This is a genomic window from Micromonospora sp. NBC_01699, from assembly GCF_036250065.1.
In the GTDB taxonomy this organism is placed as follows: domain Bacteria; phylum Actinomycetota; class Actinomycetes; order Mycobacteriales; family Micromonosporaceae; genus Micromonospora_G.
The window spans coordinates 7,980,608-7,996,884 of sequence record NZ_CP109199.1; the positions used below are offsets into that span (position 1 = coordinate 7,980,608).

General features: G+C 70.3%; 13 protein-coding genes, 1 tRNA gene and 1 pseudogene. 7 read left to right on the plus strand and 8 right to left on the minus strand.

Features of this window, described 5'->3' with window-relative positions:
- Positions 1-121: 121 nt before the first annotated feature.
- Positions 122-385, minus strand: coding sequence for a cell division protein CrgA (locus OG792_RS33160; RefSeq protein WP_329105635.1), 264 nt, complete (start codon positions 383-385; stop codon positions 122-124).
- A gap of 220 nt (positions 386-605) precedes the next feature.
- Here OG792_RS33160 and OG792_RS33165 point away from each other — a divergent pair, with 220 nt between their 5' ends.
- The 4 genes and pseudogenes from OG792_RS33165 (at position 606) to OG792_RS33180 (ending at position 4,499) form a co-directional block, all read left to right on the plus strand.
- Positions 606-1,415 (plus strand): DUF881 domain-containing protein, encoded by an 810-nt coding sequence (locus tag OG792_RS33165; protein WP_329105637.1) that lies wholly within the window; start codon positions 606-608, stop codon positions 1,413-1,415.
- A 1,112-nt stretch (positions 1,416-2,527) separates the two neighbouring features.
- A pseudogene (locus OG792_RS33170) lies at positions 2,528-3,550 on the plus strand (class E sortase); the annotation flags it as partial.
- Positions 3,551-3,553: 3 nt separating this feature from the next.
- Positions 3,554-3,844: a hypothetical protein gene (locus OG792_RS33175; protein WP_329105641.1), complete on the plus strand. Its 291-nt coding sequence runs from the start codon at positions 3,554-3,556 to the stop codon at positions 3,842-3,844.
- A 4-nt stretch (positions 3,845-3,848) separates the two neighbouring features.
- The gene (locus tag OG792_RS33180; RefSeq protein WP_329105643.1) at positions 3,849-4,499 is read left to right on the plus strand and encodes an aminodeoxychorismate/anthranilate synthase component II; all 651 of its coding nucleotides are present in this window, start codon (positions 3,849-3,851) and stop codon (positions 4,497-4,499) included.
- A 78-nt stretch (positions 4,500-4,577) separates the two neighbouring features.
- Here the strand turns inward: OG792_RS33180 and pknB are convergent, their stop codons facing one another.
- From pknB to OG792_RS33215, 7 genes are all read right to left on the minus strand, one after another.
- Positions 4,578-6,389, minus strand: coding sequence for a Stk1 family PASTA domain-containing Ser/Thr kinase (pknB, locus tag OG792_RS33185; RefSeq protein ID WP_329105645.1), 1,812 nt, complete (start codon positions 6,387-6,389; stop codon positions 4,578-4,580).
- Entirely contained in the window at positions 6,386-7,825 is a 1,440-nt protein-coding gene (locus OG792_RS33190) for a serine/threonine-protein kinase (protein WP_329105646.1), read from the minus strand. Before OG792_RS33190 ends, pknB begins: the two co-directional genes overlap by 4 nt.
- Positions 7,825-9,327, minus strand: a complete 1,503-nt coding sequence (locus tag OG792_RS33195) for a peptidoglycan D,D-transpeptidase FtsI family protein (RefSeq protein ID WP_329105648.1) — start codon at positions 9,325-9,327, stop codon at positions 7,825-7,827. The genes OG792_RS33190 and OG792_RS33195 overlap by 1 nt, the downstream gene beginning before the upstream one ends.
- Positions 9,324-10,775 carry an FtsW/RodA/SpoVE family cell cycle protein gene (locus tag OG792_RS33200; RefSeq protein WP_329105650.1) on the minus strand — a complete coding sequence of 484 codons (1,452 nt, stop codon included), beginning with the start codon at positions 10,773-10,775 and terminating at the stop codon, positions 9,324-9,326. The genes OG792_RS33195 and OG792_RS33200 overlap by 4 nt, the downstream gene beginning before the upstream one ends.
- Before the next feature lie 79 nt (positions 10,776-10,854).
- Entirely contained in the window at positions 10,855-12,321 is a 1,467-nt protein-coding gene (locus tag OG792_RS33205) for a PP2C family protein-serine/threonine phosphatase (protein WP_329105652.1), read from the minus strand.
- A complete protein-coding gene (locus tag OG792_RS33210; RefSeq protein ID WP_329105654.1) occupies positions 12,318-12,800 on the minus strand; it encodes an FHA domain-containing protein FhaB/FipA in 483 nt (160 codons plus the stop codon). Before OG792_RS33210 ends, OG792_RS33205 begins: the two co-directional genes overlap by 4 nt.
- Before the next feature lie 4 nt (positions 12,801-12,804).
- Complete coding sequence (locus OG792_RS33215) at positions 12,805-13,599, minus strand: DUF3662 and FHA domain-containing protein (protein ID WP_329105656.1); 795 nt, start codon at positions 13,597-13,599, stop codon at positions 12,805-12,807.
- 242 nt (positions 13,600-13,841) lie between these two features.
- Here OG792_RS33215 and OG792_RS33220 point away from each other — a divergent pair.
- The 3 genes from OG792_RS33220 to OG792_RS33230 all read left to right on the plus strand — a co-directional run bounded on the left by OG792_RS33220 (position 13,842) and on the right by OG792_RS33230 (position 16,020).
- A tRNA-Leu gene (locus OG792_RS33220) sits at positions 13,842-13,927 on the plus strand.
- Positions 13,928-14,049: 122 nt separating this feature from the next.
- Positions 14,050-15,123, plus strand: a complete 1,074-nt coding sequence (locus OG792_RS33225; RefSeq protein WP_329105658.1) for an NAD-dependent epimerase/dehydratase family protein — start codon at positions 14,050-14,052, stop codon at positions 15,121-15,123.
- A 90-nt stretch (positions 15,124-15,213) separates the two neighbouring features.
- Complete coding sequence (locus OG792_RS33230; RefSeq protein WP_329105660.1) at positions 15,214-16,020, plus strand: WecB/TagA/CpsF family glycosyltransferase; 807 nt, start codon at positions 15,214-15,216, stop codon at positions 16,018-16,020.
- The last annotated feature ends 257 nt before the right edge of the window (positions 16,021-16,277 follow it).

Consider the following 16,277-nt stretch of genomic DNA (forward strand, 5'->3'; position numbering starts at 1 on the left):
CGCGTACGCCGAGCCGGCGCCCGCGGGACGGTGCTGGCGCCGGCTGAACCGACCGACCTACCCGTACGGGACGGTCAGCGCGGGATGTCGTGCGAGATCTGTCTGATCCGGTTCGACCGGATCAGCGCCAACGGGAGAGCAGGGCCAACGAGCCCACCATGCCCCCGAAGCCGATCGCGAGGTTCCAGTAACCCCAGCTCTGAACGGGGTAGAGGGTCTCGGAAAGGTAGTAGACCACCAGCCACGCGATGCCAAAGACGATCAAGCTGACCGCGGTGATGGGCAGCCAGATCGGGCTAGGCTTGCGGGTCGCCGCCGTGCCCGAGGGGCGCACGTCGGTCGGGGGGGTGTAGACCTTTTTCTTGCGGACCTGCGACTTCGGCACGGCGCTCCTCCTGAGGGGGTGGCGATCCTCGTCCGGCCTGACAACCGGACGCAGGGGCGACGGTCCATGGCCAATAATGTTCGACAGCTAGCGTAGTCGCGATGGCCCGATCAGGCCATGAACGGGGCCAACCGGTTGCTCCCGGTGAACGGATCCGGCTACCGGGTGGGACACGGCGCCCACGGTACGAGAGATCGACACGATGGGGAGGACGGGCTCGGTGGAGTACACAACGGGTGTCATCTCCTGGCGCAAGGTGCTCCGTCGGGCGGTTGTCGGGCTACTGCCCCGCCGCTCGGGGCAGCGACGGCCCGGCTGGTCGGCCGCTGTGCCGTTGATCGCACTCGCCGCCGGTCTCCTCTTCACCACCTCGGCGACCACCGCGAACGGCACCTCGCTGCGGGAGGACCGCCGACCCGAACTCGCCCAGCTGATGAAGGACCGCCGGGACCAGGTGGTGGCCACCGAGAAACAGGCCGCGGACCTGCGGGCGCAGGTGGAGCGGCAGACCGAGTCGCTGGCCGGCTCCGACGCGCCGGTCGCCGCCCAGCGCGACCGCGCCGCCGCCAGTCGGGTGGCGGCCGGCTTCACCGCCCTGGCCGGGTCGGGCCTCGTGGTCGAGCTCAATGACGCTCCCCGGCTCGGCGACGACAGCCGGCCGGCGAACGCGAGCAACGACGATCTCGTGGTCCACCAGGGCGACGTGCAGGCGGTTGTCAACGCTCTCTGGGCAGGTGGGGCCGAGGGCATGTCCATCATGAACGTCCGCGTGCTCGCCACCAGCGCGGTACGCTGCGTAGGAAACACCCTGTTGCTACACGGACGGGTATATTCGCCGCCTTTCAAGATCACCGCAATTGGTGACCCCGCCGCCCTACAGCGGGCCCTCGCCGCCTCCGAGGGCGTCCGGTTGTTCAAGGACGCCGTGGACCACTTCCAACTCGGATACCAGGAGACAGTGGAGTCCAGCGTGACCGTGCCGGCCTTCGAGGGGTCAACCGGGCTGCGTACCGCCCAGGTGCCGGGGTGAGTTCGATCAGCGGCGACCCGTCGCACGACGAGCGCAATGGACGCCATCGTGCCCCGGACGCCGACGACCAGACCATGGTGATCCCCCGCTTCACCGATCCTGGTCCCCCCTCTGCCTCGACCCCGGCCGCTCCCCCGACGATCACGCCCCCCGCCGAACCGGGGCCGACGCCGGTGTCTCCGGCCCAGCACAACGGCACCACGAGCCCCGGCCGAACCCGCCCGTCGACCCCGGTCACCGCACCCGCCGTCCCGACCACGGGCGGCCCGACGGCGGCGACCCGGGACCTGACGGTGCCGACCCGGGACCCGACGGCGGCGACCGTGGACGCGACGGTGCCGATCCCCAGCGTCGGGGCGTTCGGGCCTGCAGCCCGGCCCGCGAAGTCGACCACCGCACCGTCCGACGGCCCGGCCAGGGTCTGGCCCGGTACGGTCGGGCCCACCGGTACGGCGTTGACCGGCCCTCCACCCGCCACCGGCGAGACCGGACCGGTCGCCGCCACTGCGATCGCTCCCGGCACCGGGTCGGAGCCGCAAGCCTCCGGACATCTCCGCCCCGCCCCACCCGAACGCGCCCGAACGATGCCGGTCCCGTCCGAACGCGCCCGAACCATGCCGGTCCCGTCCGAACGCGCCGAGCCGGCCACGCCCGGACCACCCCGACCGCCTGCCCCACCCCGCCCGCCTGCGCCACCCGGTTCGTCCGAACCCACCCAGCCGATTCCCGGCCCGGCCGACCGCACCGAGCCCATCCCGGGGCGATCCGACCGCACCCAGCCCGGTCCGGGCTGGTCTGACCCTGCCCGAGGCGGCGCCACGGGGGCATTCGAACGCCTTCAGGCCGCTCTGGCGGCACCCGACCGCGCCCAGGCCACCACGGGGCCGGCTGACCGTTCCCCAAGCACCGCAGGGCAGCCTGACCGCGCCCGGGCCGCCGCAGGGCCGGCTGACCGTACCCAGCAGATCCCCGGAGCGGCCGAGTGGGCGGCCCTGGGCGCGGAGTGGCAGCCGACGGCAGCGACCACGGCGGCCACCGGAGCCGGACCGAGCACGCCCGCGATCCGGCCACCACTGCCCGCCTCGCCGCCGAGACGGCCCCCGGCCACCCCACCGCGGCCGGACAACTCAACGATGATCATTTCGGCGGTGCCGGCCGGGGATCCGTCGGCGACGACCCTGCTGCCGGCGGTAACCCCTCGGAAACCGAAACCGAAGTCGAAGCCGGAGGCGCACGTCACGACCCTGCTGCCGATCGTGAGCGGCGGGGGACGGACGAAGCGGGAGCCGACCGACGGCGACCAGCGCCCGGACACGGACCGGGACGGCCCGGACGACAAGGCCGGGGCCGATTCCAGATCACGACGGGGTGAGCGGGTGGTGAAACTTCGCCCGGAGCGTACGGACGAGGGCTACAAGAGCGTCTACTCGGAGTTGACCCGACCGACCATCGGCTCGCGGATCCGCACCGGGCTCCGGTTCAGCGGCGAACTCATGATCACATTCGGCCTGGTCATCCTGCTCTTCGCCGGGTACGAGATCTGGGGCAAGTCGGTCATCGTCAACGCCCACCAGAGCGACCTGAGCCAGGAACTTGAGCAGGCCTGGGCGGACGAGCCCGCACCGGACCCGACCGTCGGCCCGACCCAGGGACCCGGAGTCGCCCCGCCCAAGGCGCCACCCGGTGGAAAGCCGATGGCCTCGCTCTACATCCCGAAGCTCGACAAGAGCTGGGTCGTGGTCGAGGGCGTCACCCAGAAGGACATCCGGTACGCGCCCGGCCACTACCCGAACACCGCCCTGCCCGGTCGGGTAGGCAACTTCTCGGTCGCCGGCCACCGCAACAAGGCCACCTTCTGGCGGCTGGACGAGTTGAAAGACGGCGACGTGATAGTGGTCGAGTCAAAGACCGACTGGTACGTCTACAAGGTCACCGACAACATCATCGTCAAGCCGACCCAGGTCGAGGTGGTCGCGGCCGTACCGGGTAAGCCCAAGGCCAAGGCGACCAAGGCGATGCTCACGCTGACCACCTGCAATCCGAAGTTCGACAACTACCAGCGCCTGATCGTGCACGCCGAGTTGGCCCGTACCCAACCGAAGTCGGCCGGGCAACCGGACGAGCTGAAGGGCTGAGCCGTGTACGCCTGGATCTGGCGACGACTACCATTTGGCCTGGTCGGCAAGCTGGTCGGCTCGGTCGCGCTCACTGCGGCGACGGTGGCTCTGCTCTGGTACGTGGTGTTTCCCTGGGCCGAGCCGCTGCTGCCGTTCGACGACGTACAGGTGACCCAGGACGGCGGCGGCCCCGACGGGGTCGACTCCGGCGAGGACGCCGGCGTCGGCGGCGACCCGGCGACCGGCGGCGACCACTCGGTGCCGTACGACACCGATGCGAACAACACCCCGCCCCCCAGCCCGAACAGGTAACCCGATGCGCGTCCTGGTGATCGACAACTACGACTCCTTCGTCTTCAATCTGGTCCAGTACCTGGGCCAGCTCGGAGTCGACTGCGAGGTACGCCGCAACGACGAGATCGAGCTCGCCGAGATCGGCCGGCTCGGCGTCGCCGGGGTGCTGCTCTCACCGGGACCGGGTACGCCCGAACGCGCCGGCATCTGCCTCGACGTGGTTCGCGAGTACGTGGGTGTCCTACCGATCTTCGGTGTCTGCCTGGGCCACCAGGCCATCGGTGTCGCCTTCGGGGCCACCGTGACCCGCGCCCCCGAGCTGCTGCACGGCAAGACCTCCCAGGTGCAGCACAAGTCGGTGGGGGTGTTGGCCGGCCTGCCCGACCCGTTCACCGCCACCAGGTACCACTCGCTGGCCGTCCTGCCGGAGACGCTGCCCGACGAGATCGAGGTGACCGGCTGGACCGAGTCCGGCGTAGTGATGGCGATGCGGCACCGAACGCTGCCGATCGAGGGGGTGCAGTTCCACCCCGAGTCGGTGCTGACCGAGGGCGGTCACCTGATGCTGGCCAACTGGCTGGCCGCCTGCGGCCACCCGGAGGCACTCGACCTGGCCCCCGCGCTCGCCGCCGAGGTCGACGCCCGCCGCCGCTCGGCCTTCGTCACCGTCTAGCCACGGCCGCGTCTCTCCGGGCGTGACCCGGCGGCGGCCGTACCCCTTCTTTCGACGGCGGAGCGAACCGCCGCCGTGCTAGCGGATGCCGCTCCTGGTCGGCCGCACGCTCGGGATCGGGTTGGGGATGACCGGCGTGCCGCCGCCCGCGCCAGTGCCACCGGTCGGCGTCGGAGTGGGTGTCGGGGTGGTCGGATTCGTGGGCGGCTGTTCCCGTGCCTGGGTCACGGTGAGCACGATCTCGGTGCCGGGGGCCCGCTTCTGACCCTGGCCGATGCTCTGCTTCTCCACCCGTCCGGCGTCCTGCGGGTCGACCTTCGAGCCGAACACGATCCGCACGTCGAACCCGAGGTTGTCCAGCGTGTTCTCGGCGTCGTCGCGGGACTCGCCGACCACGTACGGGACGGTCTTGAGGTTGCCGGTGGCGACCTCGACGGTGACCTTCGAGCCCTTCGGAACCGACGCGTCCGAGCCGGGCGTGAGCTTGAGCACGGTGCCCTCTTGCTTGTCGCTCAGCACGTCCTTGCGTACGGGCTCCAACCCGGCCGCCTTCAACGCCGCGGCGACGTTCTCGTACGGGTTGCCGACCTGGTTCGCCGGCACCTTCACCGACTCCGGTCCCCCGCACAGACGCAGGGTGACCGCGGTGTTCGGCTGGACCGCCTGCCCCGCGCCCGGATCCTGCGAGACGACGGTGTCCTTGACGCAGGTGTCGTTGAACTCCCGATCACCGAGGGTGGGCCTGAATCCCTGCTTCTGAAGTGCGGCGACGGCGACCGCCTCGGACTGCCCGACCACCGCCTGCACTTCGATCGTGTTCGACTTGCCGTTTTGGTAGATCAGCAGACCGGCCACCAGTGCGATCACCGCGAGTACGCCGAGCCCGCTGAGGGTGGCGAGCACCCAGGCCGAGGCACGGCGGCTACGCGGGTCGCCGACCCGGGCCGGCGCCGGTCGGGTTCCGCCGCCACCGGGGCGGCTGACGCCGGCCGGCGGTAGGGCGCTGGTCTCGTCGTCGCGCAGCACCGGGGTGGCCATGACCGGTCGACCGGCCGCCGCCCGGAGCAGGTCGGCGCGCATCTCGCCGGCACTCTGGTAACGGTTGAGCGGGTTCTTGGACAGCGCCTTGAGCACTATCGCGTCGATCGGCGGGGTGACGTCCCGGTTGATGTCGCTCGGCGCCGGCGGGTCCTCCCGTACGTGCTGGTACGCCACGCTGACCGGGCTGTCGCCGACGAACGGGGGGTGTCCGCAGAGCAGTTCGAAGATCACGCAGCCGGCCGCGTAGACGTCCGACCGGGCGTCCACCGGCTCGCCGCGGGCCTGCTCGGGCGAGAGGTACTGGGCGGTTCCGATGACGGCGCTGGTCTGTGTCATCGTGGTGGCACCGCTGGCCAGGGCCCGCGCGATGCCGAAGTCCATGACCTTGACCTGGCCGTTGAGGGTGAGCATCACGTTGCCGGGTTTGATGTCCCGGTGGATGATGCCGTGCCGGTGGCTGAACTCCAGCGCGGCGCAGATGTCGGCGGAGAGCTCCAGGGCGCGCCGGGGCATCAGCCGCCCCTCGGCGGCGAGCACCTCCTTGAGGGTGCGCCCGTTGACGAACTCCATGACGATGAACGGCAGCGTCTCGCCGGTCGGGGCGATTTCCTCGCCGGTGTCGTAGACGGCGACGATGGCCGGGTGGTTGAGGGACGCGGCGTTCTGCGCCTCCCGGCGGAAGCGCATCTGGAAGGTGGCGTCCCGAGCCAGGTCCGTACGCAGCATCTTGATCGCGACGTCCCGGCCGAGCCGGAGGTCGCGCCCCCGGTGCACCTCGGCCATGCCGCCGTAGCCGAGCAGCTCGCCGACCTGGTACCTGCCACCCAGCAGGCGGGCCTGCGCAGTCATCGCGTCTGTCGTCCTTCGCTCATCTGGGTCATCCGGGCGCCGTACCCGTACCGCTCTATCCGACGGTACGACGCATATTGCGAAACGTCGCCTTCGTTGACTCTCTGCAAGCTAGACGTCACTGTCCGCAAGCCGTAGTTGCCGCCGGAATCCTGTTTGTTGCCCTTCGTCAGGGAGTAGGAAATCACGCCGGAGCAGATCAGGACTATGAGCCCGAGCACCACCGCGAGCGCCACCACCAACGACCGGTTGGCCGGCGACGGGGGGCGGGACGCCACCGCCGCCGGTGGCGGAGCGTAACTGAGCTCCTGCCGTGGTCGGGGAGTCGGCACCGAGGCCGCTCCCCGGTGGTATCCCGCCGGCTGCGGCGGGGCGGCCGGCGAGCCGGGCCGGTTCGGGACCGGGGCGGCCGCTGCCGGCGGGTAGGCGGGGCCCACCCTGGTCGCGCCCGGCCCCATCGGCGGCGCTCCGGAGACCGGGCCGGCAACCGGTGAACCCGGCGGCACCGAACCGGGATAGCCGGCCGGCCGACCCGGCTGTGCCGGGGCCGGCGGCGACGGGTGCACGGCGGCCCGGTTGGGCTGCGCCGGCGCGGGGTGTACCGGCGGGCGCATCGGCGGCGCCGGGGTCGCGGCCTGCCGGGCGACCGCGGCCAGCGTGGCCGCTGTGGGCCACCGGGCCGCCGGATCCTTGGCCATCGACCGCTCGACAATCGCCCGTACGGCCGGCGGAATGTCCGCCGGCAGCGGCCGGGGAGCGTCCCGTACGTGCTGCATGGCGATGTCGAGCGGGTTCTCCCCCTCGAACGGTCGCCGGCCGGAGAGGCACTGGTAGGCGACCACACCGAGGGCGTAGACGTCCGAGGCGGGCGACGCGGTGGACCCGGTCGCCTGCTCCGGCGAGATGTAGGAGGCGGTGCCGAGCACCGAGCCGGCCGCGGTGAGCTGGCCGACGAGCGCGGAACGGGCGATGCCGAAGTCGGTGAGCACCAGCGTGCCGTTCGGCCGTACCAGCAGGTTGCCCGGCTTGACGTCGCGGTGCACGATGCCCTTCTCGTGCGCCGCGTGCAACGCGTCGGCGGCCTGCGCCACCAGCGCCATGGTGCGCGCCGGGGTGAGCCGGCCGACCCGACCCAGGGTGGTGGAGAGCGCGTCGCCCTCGACGTACTCCATCACCAGGAAGGCGATCTGCTGGTCGCTGCCGTAGTCGTAAACGTCCACCACGCCGGGGTGGTTGATCGTCGCCATCGTCCGGGCCTCGCCCCGGAACCGCTCGGCGAAGCCGGGCTCGTCGAGCAGCGCCGGCAGCAGGATCTTCACCGCGACCGTACGGCCGAGCACCTCGTCCGTACCGCGCCAGACGTCACCCATGCCGCCACCGGCGATCCGCTCGTCCAGGCGGTAGCGGTTGCCGAGCAGAACGCCGGGGCTGAGCATTACTTGCCTCCCCCGTCCTGGATGACCGCTTGCATGATCTTGCCAGCGATCCGGGCCGCCTCGGAACTGCCGCCGCTGCCGGCCGCCTCCAGCAGCACCGCCACCGCGGAGATCGGCTTGCCGTCCTTCATCACGAAGCCGATGAACCAGCCGTGGTCCTGCGTGCTCGCGTCGGACTGGGCGGTACCGGTCTTGCCACCCACCTGGTAGCCGCTGATCTTGGCCTGGTTACCGGTGCCGTTGGTGACCACGCTGAACATCATGTCCCGCAGGTCGCTGGCGACCTGCGGGCTGACCGACTGGCGCAGTTCGCGCGGGTCCGCGGTGTAGTAGTCGGTGGTCCGGTCCGGCCCGAGCAACTGCTGCACCAGGTACGGCCGCATCTGCTTGCCGTTGTTCGCCACCGTGGCTGCGATCATCGCGCCTTCCAGCGGGGTCATCCGGACGTTGTTCTGGCCGATCGCCGACTGCGCCAGGGCCGCCGGGTCGTCCCCGCCGTCCGGGTTCTGGATGTCTCCGGTACGGCTGGCCGCAGTGGCCATCCCGCCCTCGTCGAGCCGGCCGACGGTCAGGTCCTCGTCCTCGAAGCCGAAGTTCCGCGCGGTTTCCTTGACCTTGTCCGCACCGAGTTGTACGCCGAGCCGCGCGAAGCCCGTGTTGCACGACTCGGTGAGCGCGTCGATCAGGGTGACCTCCGCCTCCGGGCAGATGCTCGGCGCGGCGTTGCGGATCTCCGTGCCCGAGGTCGGCGCGGTGTAGCTGGAGCCGGCCGGGATCCTGGTGTCCTTCTTGTAGCCGGCCTCCAGCGCGGCGGCGGCGTCGATCACCTTGAAGGTCGAGCCGGGCGGCTGGGTCTCGGAGAGCGCGCGGTTGCGCAGCGGCCCGTTCGGGTCGTTCTCCAGCTTCTTGTACGCCTCGCTCGCCGCCTTGGTCTCGTGCGTGGCGAGCGTGTTGGGATCGAAGCTCGGCATGGAGACCAGGGCCTGGATCGCCCCGGTGGTCGGGTTGATCGCCACGGCCGCGCCCTTGACCGCGTCGACCCTGTTCTTCGACATCTCGTCGAACGCGGTCTGCTGGGCCCGACGGGACAGGCTCAGTAGCACGTTGCCGCCGGCCGTCTGGTCACCGGTGAAGAGGTCCCGGACCCGGTCGCCGAAGAGCTGGTCGCTGGTGCCGTTCAGGAAGTCGTTCTCGCTCCGCTCGATGCCCGTCGGCCCGATGTTGACCGGCTGGTAGCCGAGCACGTGGGCGTACATCGGCCCGTCGACGTACGAGCGGAGGAACTTCAGCTTGCCGCTGGTCTCCTTGCTGCTGGCCAGGGCGGTGCCGCCGGCCTCGATGTTGCCGCGCTTGCGGTCGTACTGGGCGACCTGGACCCGACCGTTGTAGTCGCTGGTGCGGTATTCGTCGGCCTTGTAGCCCTGGACCCAGTTCAGATTCACGAAGAGCAGGCCGAACAGGACCATCACGACCACACCGACCCGACGCAGTGGCGCGTTCACGGGCGAATCACCTCCGTTGGGGCACCGTGCAGCTGGGCCGGTGGTGTCCCGGACCCGCCCGCCGGACGTCCGGGCGTGGAACCGTCCACCGGCCGCCGGGCCGCGTCGGAGATCCGCAACAGCAACGCCACCAGCAGCCAGTTCGCCATCAGCGACGATCCACCGGCGGAGAGGAACGGGGTGGTCTGGCCGGTGAGCGGGATCAGTTTGCTGATCCCGCCGACGATGACGAAGACCTGCAACCCGAGGGTGAAGGCGAGACCACCGGCGAGCAGCTTGCCGAACGAGTCGCGTACGGCGAGCGCGGCCCGCAGCCCGCGTTCCACGATCAGCAGATAGATCACCAGCAGCGCGGTCAGCCCGAACAGGCCGATCTCCTCACCCATGCCGGCGAAGATGAAGTCGTTGTGCACCTCGGGCACCTCGGTCGGCTGACCGCCGCCCGGCCCGGCGCCGAACAGACCTCCGGTACCGAGCCCGAGTAACCCCTGCACGAGTTGGTAACCGTCGTCGTACGGTTTGTCGAACGGGTGCAGCCAGATCTCGGCGCGCAGGTAGAAGTTGGCGAACGGACCGCCGACCGTGCTGCCCAGGAAGTACGCCAGGAAGGCGCCGCCGAAGAAGAGCACCAAACCGATGATCAACCAACTGACCCGTTCGGTGGCGATGTAGAGCGTCACCACGAACATGCCGAAGTAGAGCAGTGAGGTGCCGAGGTCCTTCTCGAAGATCAGGACCATCAGGCTGACCAGCCAGACCCCGATCACCGGCCCGAGGTCCCGCCCGCGCGGGAAGTCGATGCCGAGGAACCGGTGGCTCGCCAGCGACAGCACCTCGCGCTTGCGGACCAGGTAGTACGCGAAGAAGACCAGCAGGGCCAGCTTGGCGAACTCACCGGGCTGGATGGAGAACCCGCCGATCATGATCCAGAGCTTGGCACCGTTGATCTCGGAGTACCGGCTCGGCAGCACCGCCGGGATCAGCACCAGCACGATGCCGGCGAGGCCGAGCGTGTACGCGTACCGGGAGATGGCCCGGTGGTCACGGACCAGGAAGAGAAGCACGGCCGCGAAGACCACCGCGCCCAGGGTCCAGGCCAGCTGCCGGCCGCCGGTGCCCGCGAAGATCGGGAAGTCGGCCCGTGCCTCCGGCGCCAGGTCCGGGTCGACCAGGTCGAGCCGGCGCAGGAAGCCCACACCCAGCCCGTTGATCAGGGCGACCGCCGGCACCAGCACCGGGTCGGCGTACGGCGCCAGGTAGCGGATGACCAGGTGCAGACCGAGGAACACCGCGGTCAGCGCCGCGGTCGGCACCCAGAAGTCCATCGTGACCGTGTCGAGCAGGTTCGCCTCGACGGTGGCCGCGTACACGGCGACCAGCGCCATAGCCAGCAGGAGCAGCGCCAACTCGGCGTTGCGCCGGGACTTGGTGTCCCGGACGCGTGGCATCTCACCCGTGACTGCGGGCGCTGGCGGCGGTCCGGCTGGGGCAGTCACGATGAGTCCCTCGGATCGTTCGATCTCACGGTCACTCGGGCGACCGGCATCCCGCCGGGTCGGGGGTGGCCGGCGGCAGGGTGTCGGACGGGAGCAGGTCGGGGCTGGCAGGGTCGGTCGGCGCCGGCGCGCTCGGGGTGATACCCGAACCCGCCGCGGGCGACGACGGACCGCCGGGGGTGCCGTTCACCGCCGGCGTACCGGCAGGGGGTGCGGCCGGCGTTGTCTGGCTCGGGGCCTCGCTCGACGGCGAGGGGCTCGGCGGGCAGGTCGGCTTCAGGTTCGGGTTGCCCGGCCGGTCGACGGTCAGCTCGGAGAGCAGCCGTTCCGCGTCCGGCTCGTCCTTGGCCTGGATCCCCTGCTTGACCTGCTCCTGGGCGGCGTTGGTCAGGTCGTCGAGCTCGGCCCGGCTGGTCGCGTGCACGCTGGACAGGTCCAGCCCGGCGATCTGGCCGGGCACGCCGCGGAAGACGGCGAGTTGCCCGGTCTCCGTGGCGCCGACGTAGAACTGTCGCTGGCTGTAGGTCCAGCCGCCCCAGAGACCGCCGCCGAGGATGCCGGCCAGGACGATCAACTGCACCGCCGTACGCAGCGGTCGGCGTCGGGGCCGGTCGGAGTCGTCGTCGCCGTTCGCCGAGGCGTTCACCGGCTCCGGGCTGGCCGGGCGCGGCGGGGTGAGCGCCGAGGCCCGAGCGGCCGGCGTCGAGTCGTCGGCCGACGTGGCCATTCCCCGGTCCCGTGCGGCGGCACCGCCCACGATCGGCGCGGCTTCGAGGATGTCCTGGTCGGTGGCGTCGGCGATGACCACGGTGATGTTGTCCGGGCCGCCACCGCGCAGCGCGAGCTGGACCAGCCGCTCCACGCACTGCTGCGGGTCGGTGTACTCGCGCAGGGTCTGCCCGATGGTCTCGGCGCTCACCACGCCGGAGAGGCCGTCGCTACAGATCAGGTAGCGGTCGCCCGGCAGCACCTGCCGGACGGAGTACTCCGGGTCGATGTCGCGGCCGTCCAGGGCCCGGGTGAGCAGCGACCGCTGCGGGTGGCTGCTCGCCTCCTCCAGGGTGATCCGGCCCTCGTCGACGAGCATCTGGACGTAGGTGTCGTCCTTGGTGATCTGGCCGAACTCACCGTCGCGCAGCAGGTACGCGCGGGAGTCACCGATGTGCACCATGCCGATCTTGCTGCCCGAGAACAGCGTCGCGGTCAGGGTGGTGCCCATGCCCTCCAGGTGCGGGTTGGCGTCCACCGTGTCGCGGAGTTGCTGGTTGGCGGTATCGACGGCGGAGCGCAGCGCGTCGACCAGAGCATCCCCGGGGACGTCCTCGTCGAGCGGCGCCATCGCACCGATGACAATGTTGCTGGCGACGTCACCGGCGGCCATGCCGCCCATGCCGTCCGCCACGGCGAGTAGCCGCGGACCGGCGTAGACGGAGTCCTGGTTTCCGTCTCGGATCAGACCGCGGTCGCTGTGGGCCGCATAGCGCAGGGTCAGAGTCATGGCCGTAACTCAAGAGAAGTGCGGCCGATCCGGATCGGCACGCCGAGGGGGACGGGGGTTGGTCCGGTGACCTTAGCGCGATCGAGGTACGTGCCGTTAGTCGAGCCGAGGTCTTCTACGAACCACTGGCCCGAGCGGGGCACCAGTCGGGCGTGTCGGGCCGAGGCATAGTCGTCGGTAATCACCAGGGTGGAGTCCTCCGCGCGGCCGATGGTGATCTGCCCTTCACCCAGAGTGATCCGGGTGCCGGCGAGCTGACCGGCGGTGACGACGAGTTGGTGAGCCGCTCTGCCGCGCTTCACCTTCGCTGGCTTGCCCTGTCCGGTCACCGCGCCGATCCCCCGTGGCGCCGCGACCAGACGACTGGACCGGGCGCCGGCGAAGAGGTCTCGACGGATCACCCCGACCACGGTGAAGACGAAGACCCAGAGCAGGACGATGAACCCGAACCGGGCAACGGTGATGACGAAGGGCGCCAAGTTTTTAGCCGTCCACTCGGAACGTGAGGGTGGTCGTCCCGAGCTGGACCATGTCACCTGGATTGAGCGCGACCGCCGAGACCCGCTGGCCGTTGACCATCGTGCCGTTGGTCGAACCCAGATCGGTGAGCACCACCTGGGCGCCGTCGAAGTCGAGCCGGGCGTGTCGGCGGGAGATGCCGACGTCGGGCAGCCGCAGGTTGGCCTGGTCGCCCCGGCCGATCACGGTCGAGCCCATCTGCAACGGGTAGCTGCGCCCGTCACCGGAGACCAGCCGCACGTTGCGGCCGCCACCGTGGCCGGGCGGCGGGCCGTAGCCACCACCCTGCTGCTCGTACGGCGGATAGCCGCCCTGACCGGGCTGCTCGTACGCCTGCTGCTGCACCGGCGCGACGTCGCCACCGGTGTAGACCTCGGCCGTGACCCGGAACATGCCGGTGTCCAGCCCGTCGCCGCGCTCGATCTCGACGATCACGTCGCCGTAGACCGTCCACGCCTGCTCGCCGATGAACTCGGCCTGCGACTGGGCCAGCTCCTGGGCCAGCGCGGCGGCGTACGGCGCGAGCCGGCTGTGGTCGTACGGCGAGAGATCGATCACGTAGCGGTTGGGCACGAGAGTGCGCCCACCAGCCAGGATCGCCTTGTGCGCCTCTGCCTCCCGCTGCATCGCGTTGAGGATCTCCACTGGGTGGACGACCCCCTTGAACACCTTTGCGAAGGCCCCCTCGACCAGGCCTTCCAGACGCTTCTCGAAGCGTTGCAGCACGCTCACCGGCTCCTCCTCGGGTCCCGAGGACATGATGGTATCCGGCCGTCGCACACGCGGCTTGCACGCCGCTCGGCCGTCCGCTGCCGACCCGTACTTGAGGGCCGGAGTCCTCGTGCTAGTGTTCCATGCGCCGCAAGCGGTAACGCCCACGGTCGCAGTACGAACAGCGTAATATGTCCCGGCGTCAGTCGTAGAACTGGCTGGGATAAGCTGAAGTTGGTTGGGCCCGAGCGGGGCTTGGAACAGAGCGATCTGTCCCGGGCTTGGCGCACGGGGGAGTGGCGGAATGGCAGACGCGCACGGTTCAGGTCCGTGTGCCCGAAAGGGCGTGGGGGTTCAACTCCCCCCTTCCCCACCAACTTGAAGGGCCTCGCGTTCACGCGGGGCCCTTCACTCGTCTCCGGGCACGAGTGCCCGGCCCGGGTCGGCGCCACGTTATGCTCCGGTGGTTCACGGTCGCCGAGGATCCTGGAGTGTCGTGTGAGTGTCGCGCTGGTGACCGGATCAGGCGGTCTGATCGGCTCCGAGGCGGTCCGGCACTTCGCCGGCCTCGGTCTCGACGTTGTTGGCATCGACAACGACATGCGCCGGCAGTTCTTTGGCGCCGAGGCGTCCACCGCGTGGAACGTACTGCGGCTGACCAGCGACCTCGGCGGGGCGTACACCCATCGGGACGCCGACATCCGCGACCGGGACGCGCTGGCGGAGATCTTCCGCCGATACGGCCGCGAGATCTCGGTGGTGATCCACACGGCCGCGCAGCCGTCGCACGACTGGGCCGTCCGGGACCCGTTCACCGACTTCGACGTCAACGCCGGCGGCACGCTCAACGTGCTGCAAAACGTGCGTGAGCACGCGCCCGAGGCGGCGTTCATCCACTGCTCGACCAACAAGGTCTACGGCGACCGGCCGAACAGCCTGCCGCTGGTCGAGCAGGAGACCCGCTGGGAGATCGACCCCGAACACCCGTACGCGGACGGGATCAAGGAGGACATGTCGATCGACGGCACCCTGCACTCCGTCTTCGGCGCCTCGAAGGTCGCCGCCGACGTGATGGTGCAGGAGTACGGCCGCTACTTCGGCATGCGCACCGCCTGCTTCCGGGGCGGCACGCTCACCGGCCCGGCGCACTCCGCCACCGAACTGCACGGCTTCCTCGCGTACGTGATGCGCTGCAACATGGAACGCCGGACGTACAAGATCTTCGGGTACAAGGGCAAGATGGTGCGGGACGCGATCCACAGCCACGACGTGGTGAGCGCGTTCGAGGCGTTCTTCCGCAACCCCCGCTCGGCCGCGGTCTACAACCTCGGCGGTGGGCGTCACTCGAACTGCTCGCACCTGGAGGCGTTCGCGCTGGCCGAGGAGATCTCCGGCCAGGCGATGATCACCGAGTACCGGGACGAGAACCGGGTCGGTGACCACCAGTGGTGGATCGGTTCCAACGCGTCGTTCCAGGCCCACTACCCGGACTGGAAGCAGATCTACGACGTACCGATGATCCTGCGGGAGATCTACGAAGCCAACGTGGACAAGTGGACACCGCAGGCATGACGGCACGGGTGCCATGAGTGGGTGTCACGGCTCGACCAGTCAGCTCAATCACGGGGGTCACCGCGCCGCCCGGCGCAGCAAGGGAACGCGATGATCTCCAAGGGTAAACGGAACGTGCTCGGCGTACTGGTGGACGCGATCGACTACGACGCCGCCGCGACCGCAGTGATCACCGCCGCACAGGAGCGCCGTCCGTTCGCGCTCACCGCGCTGGCCGTACACGGGGTGATGACCGGCGTACTGGACCCGCCGCACAACGCCAGGCTGAACTCGTTCGACGTGGTCACGCCGGACGGCCAGCCCGTCCGCTGGGCCCTCAACCTGCTGCACGGCGCCGCCCTGACCGACCGCGTCTACGGTCCGACGCTGACGCTGCGCGTCCTGTCCCGCGCCGCCGACGCCGGCCTGCCGGTCTACCTGTACGGCTCGACCGAGGCGACCCTGGCCCGGCTGGTGCCAGCGCTGGAGCAACTCTTCCCGGCCCTGAAGTTCGCCGGCGTGGAGCCGTCCAAGTTCCGTCAGGCGCGGCCGAACGAGGAGAACGAGATCGCCGACCGGATCCGCGCCTCGGGCGCCCGGGTCGTGCTGGTCGGGCTCGGCTGCCCCCGCCAGGAGGTCTTCGCGTACGCGATGCGCCCGCTGCTGGACATGCCGCTGCTCGCCGTCGGTGCCGCCTTCGACTACCACGCCGGTCTGCTGCGCAAGCCGCCCCCGTGGATGCAGCGGGCCGGACTGGAGTGGCTGTGGCGACTCGGCCTGGAGCCGGGCCGCCTGTGGCAGCGCTACCTGGTGCTGAACCCCGCCTACCTGGCCCGCCTGACCGCCCAGAAGACCAAACTCTGGCGCGCCACCCCCCCACCCCCCGCCACCGAACCTCCCCCCACCTTTTCTGTTTAGTTGGCGCTCTGCTGGCTGGCGCCGGCTTCGCCGTCGCTGGCTCGCTCCGCTTCGCGCCGCCCAATGCGGTGACTTCGTCGACTCGCGACCTCGCTTGCGCTGGGGCGGCGGCTGGGGTGGGTGGGCTGGGTGGGGGCGGCAGATGTAGGGAAAGAGTGCTTATCCGGGCTTGGATGGGCACTCTTTTTCTGTGTTTGGGTCATGGCTGGGGGTGGGAGAGGGGTGGGGGTGGGCTTTGGGCAAGCGCTTTCCTATGC

Excerpts from the sequence above, each read along its gene's own strand:
- OG792_RS33180 (WP_329105643.1), top strand. The coding sequence starts at position 3,849 with ATGCGCGTCCTGGTGATCGACAACTACGACTCCTTCGTCTTCAATCTG.
- pknB (WP_329105645.1), bottom strand. The coding sequence starts at position 6,389 with ATGACTGCGCAGGCCCGCCTGCTGGGTGGCAGGTACCAGGTCGGCGAG.
- OG792_RS33190 (WP_329105646.1), bottom strand. The coding sequence starts at position 7,825 with ATGCTCAGCCCCGGCGTTCTGCTCGGCAACCGCTACCGCCTGGACGAG.
- OG792_RS33200 (WP_329105650.1), bottom strand. The coding sequence starts at position 10,775 with ATGCCACGCGTCCGGGACACCAAGTCCCGGCGCAACGCCGAGTTGGCG.
- OG792_RS33205 (WP_329105652.1), bottom strand. The coding sequence starts at position 12,321 with ATGACTCTGACCCTGCGCTATGCGGCCCACAGCGACCGCGGTCTGATC.
- OG792_RS33215 (WP_329105656.1), bottom strand. The coding sequence starts at position 13,599 with ATGTCCTCGGGACCCGAGGAGGAGCCGGTGAGCGTGCTGCAACGCTTC.
- OG792_RS33230 (WP_329105660.1), top strand. The coding sequence starts at position 15,214 with ATGATCTCCAAGGGTAAACGGAACGTGCTCGGCGTACTGGTGGACGCG.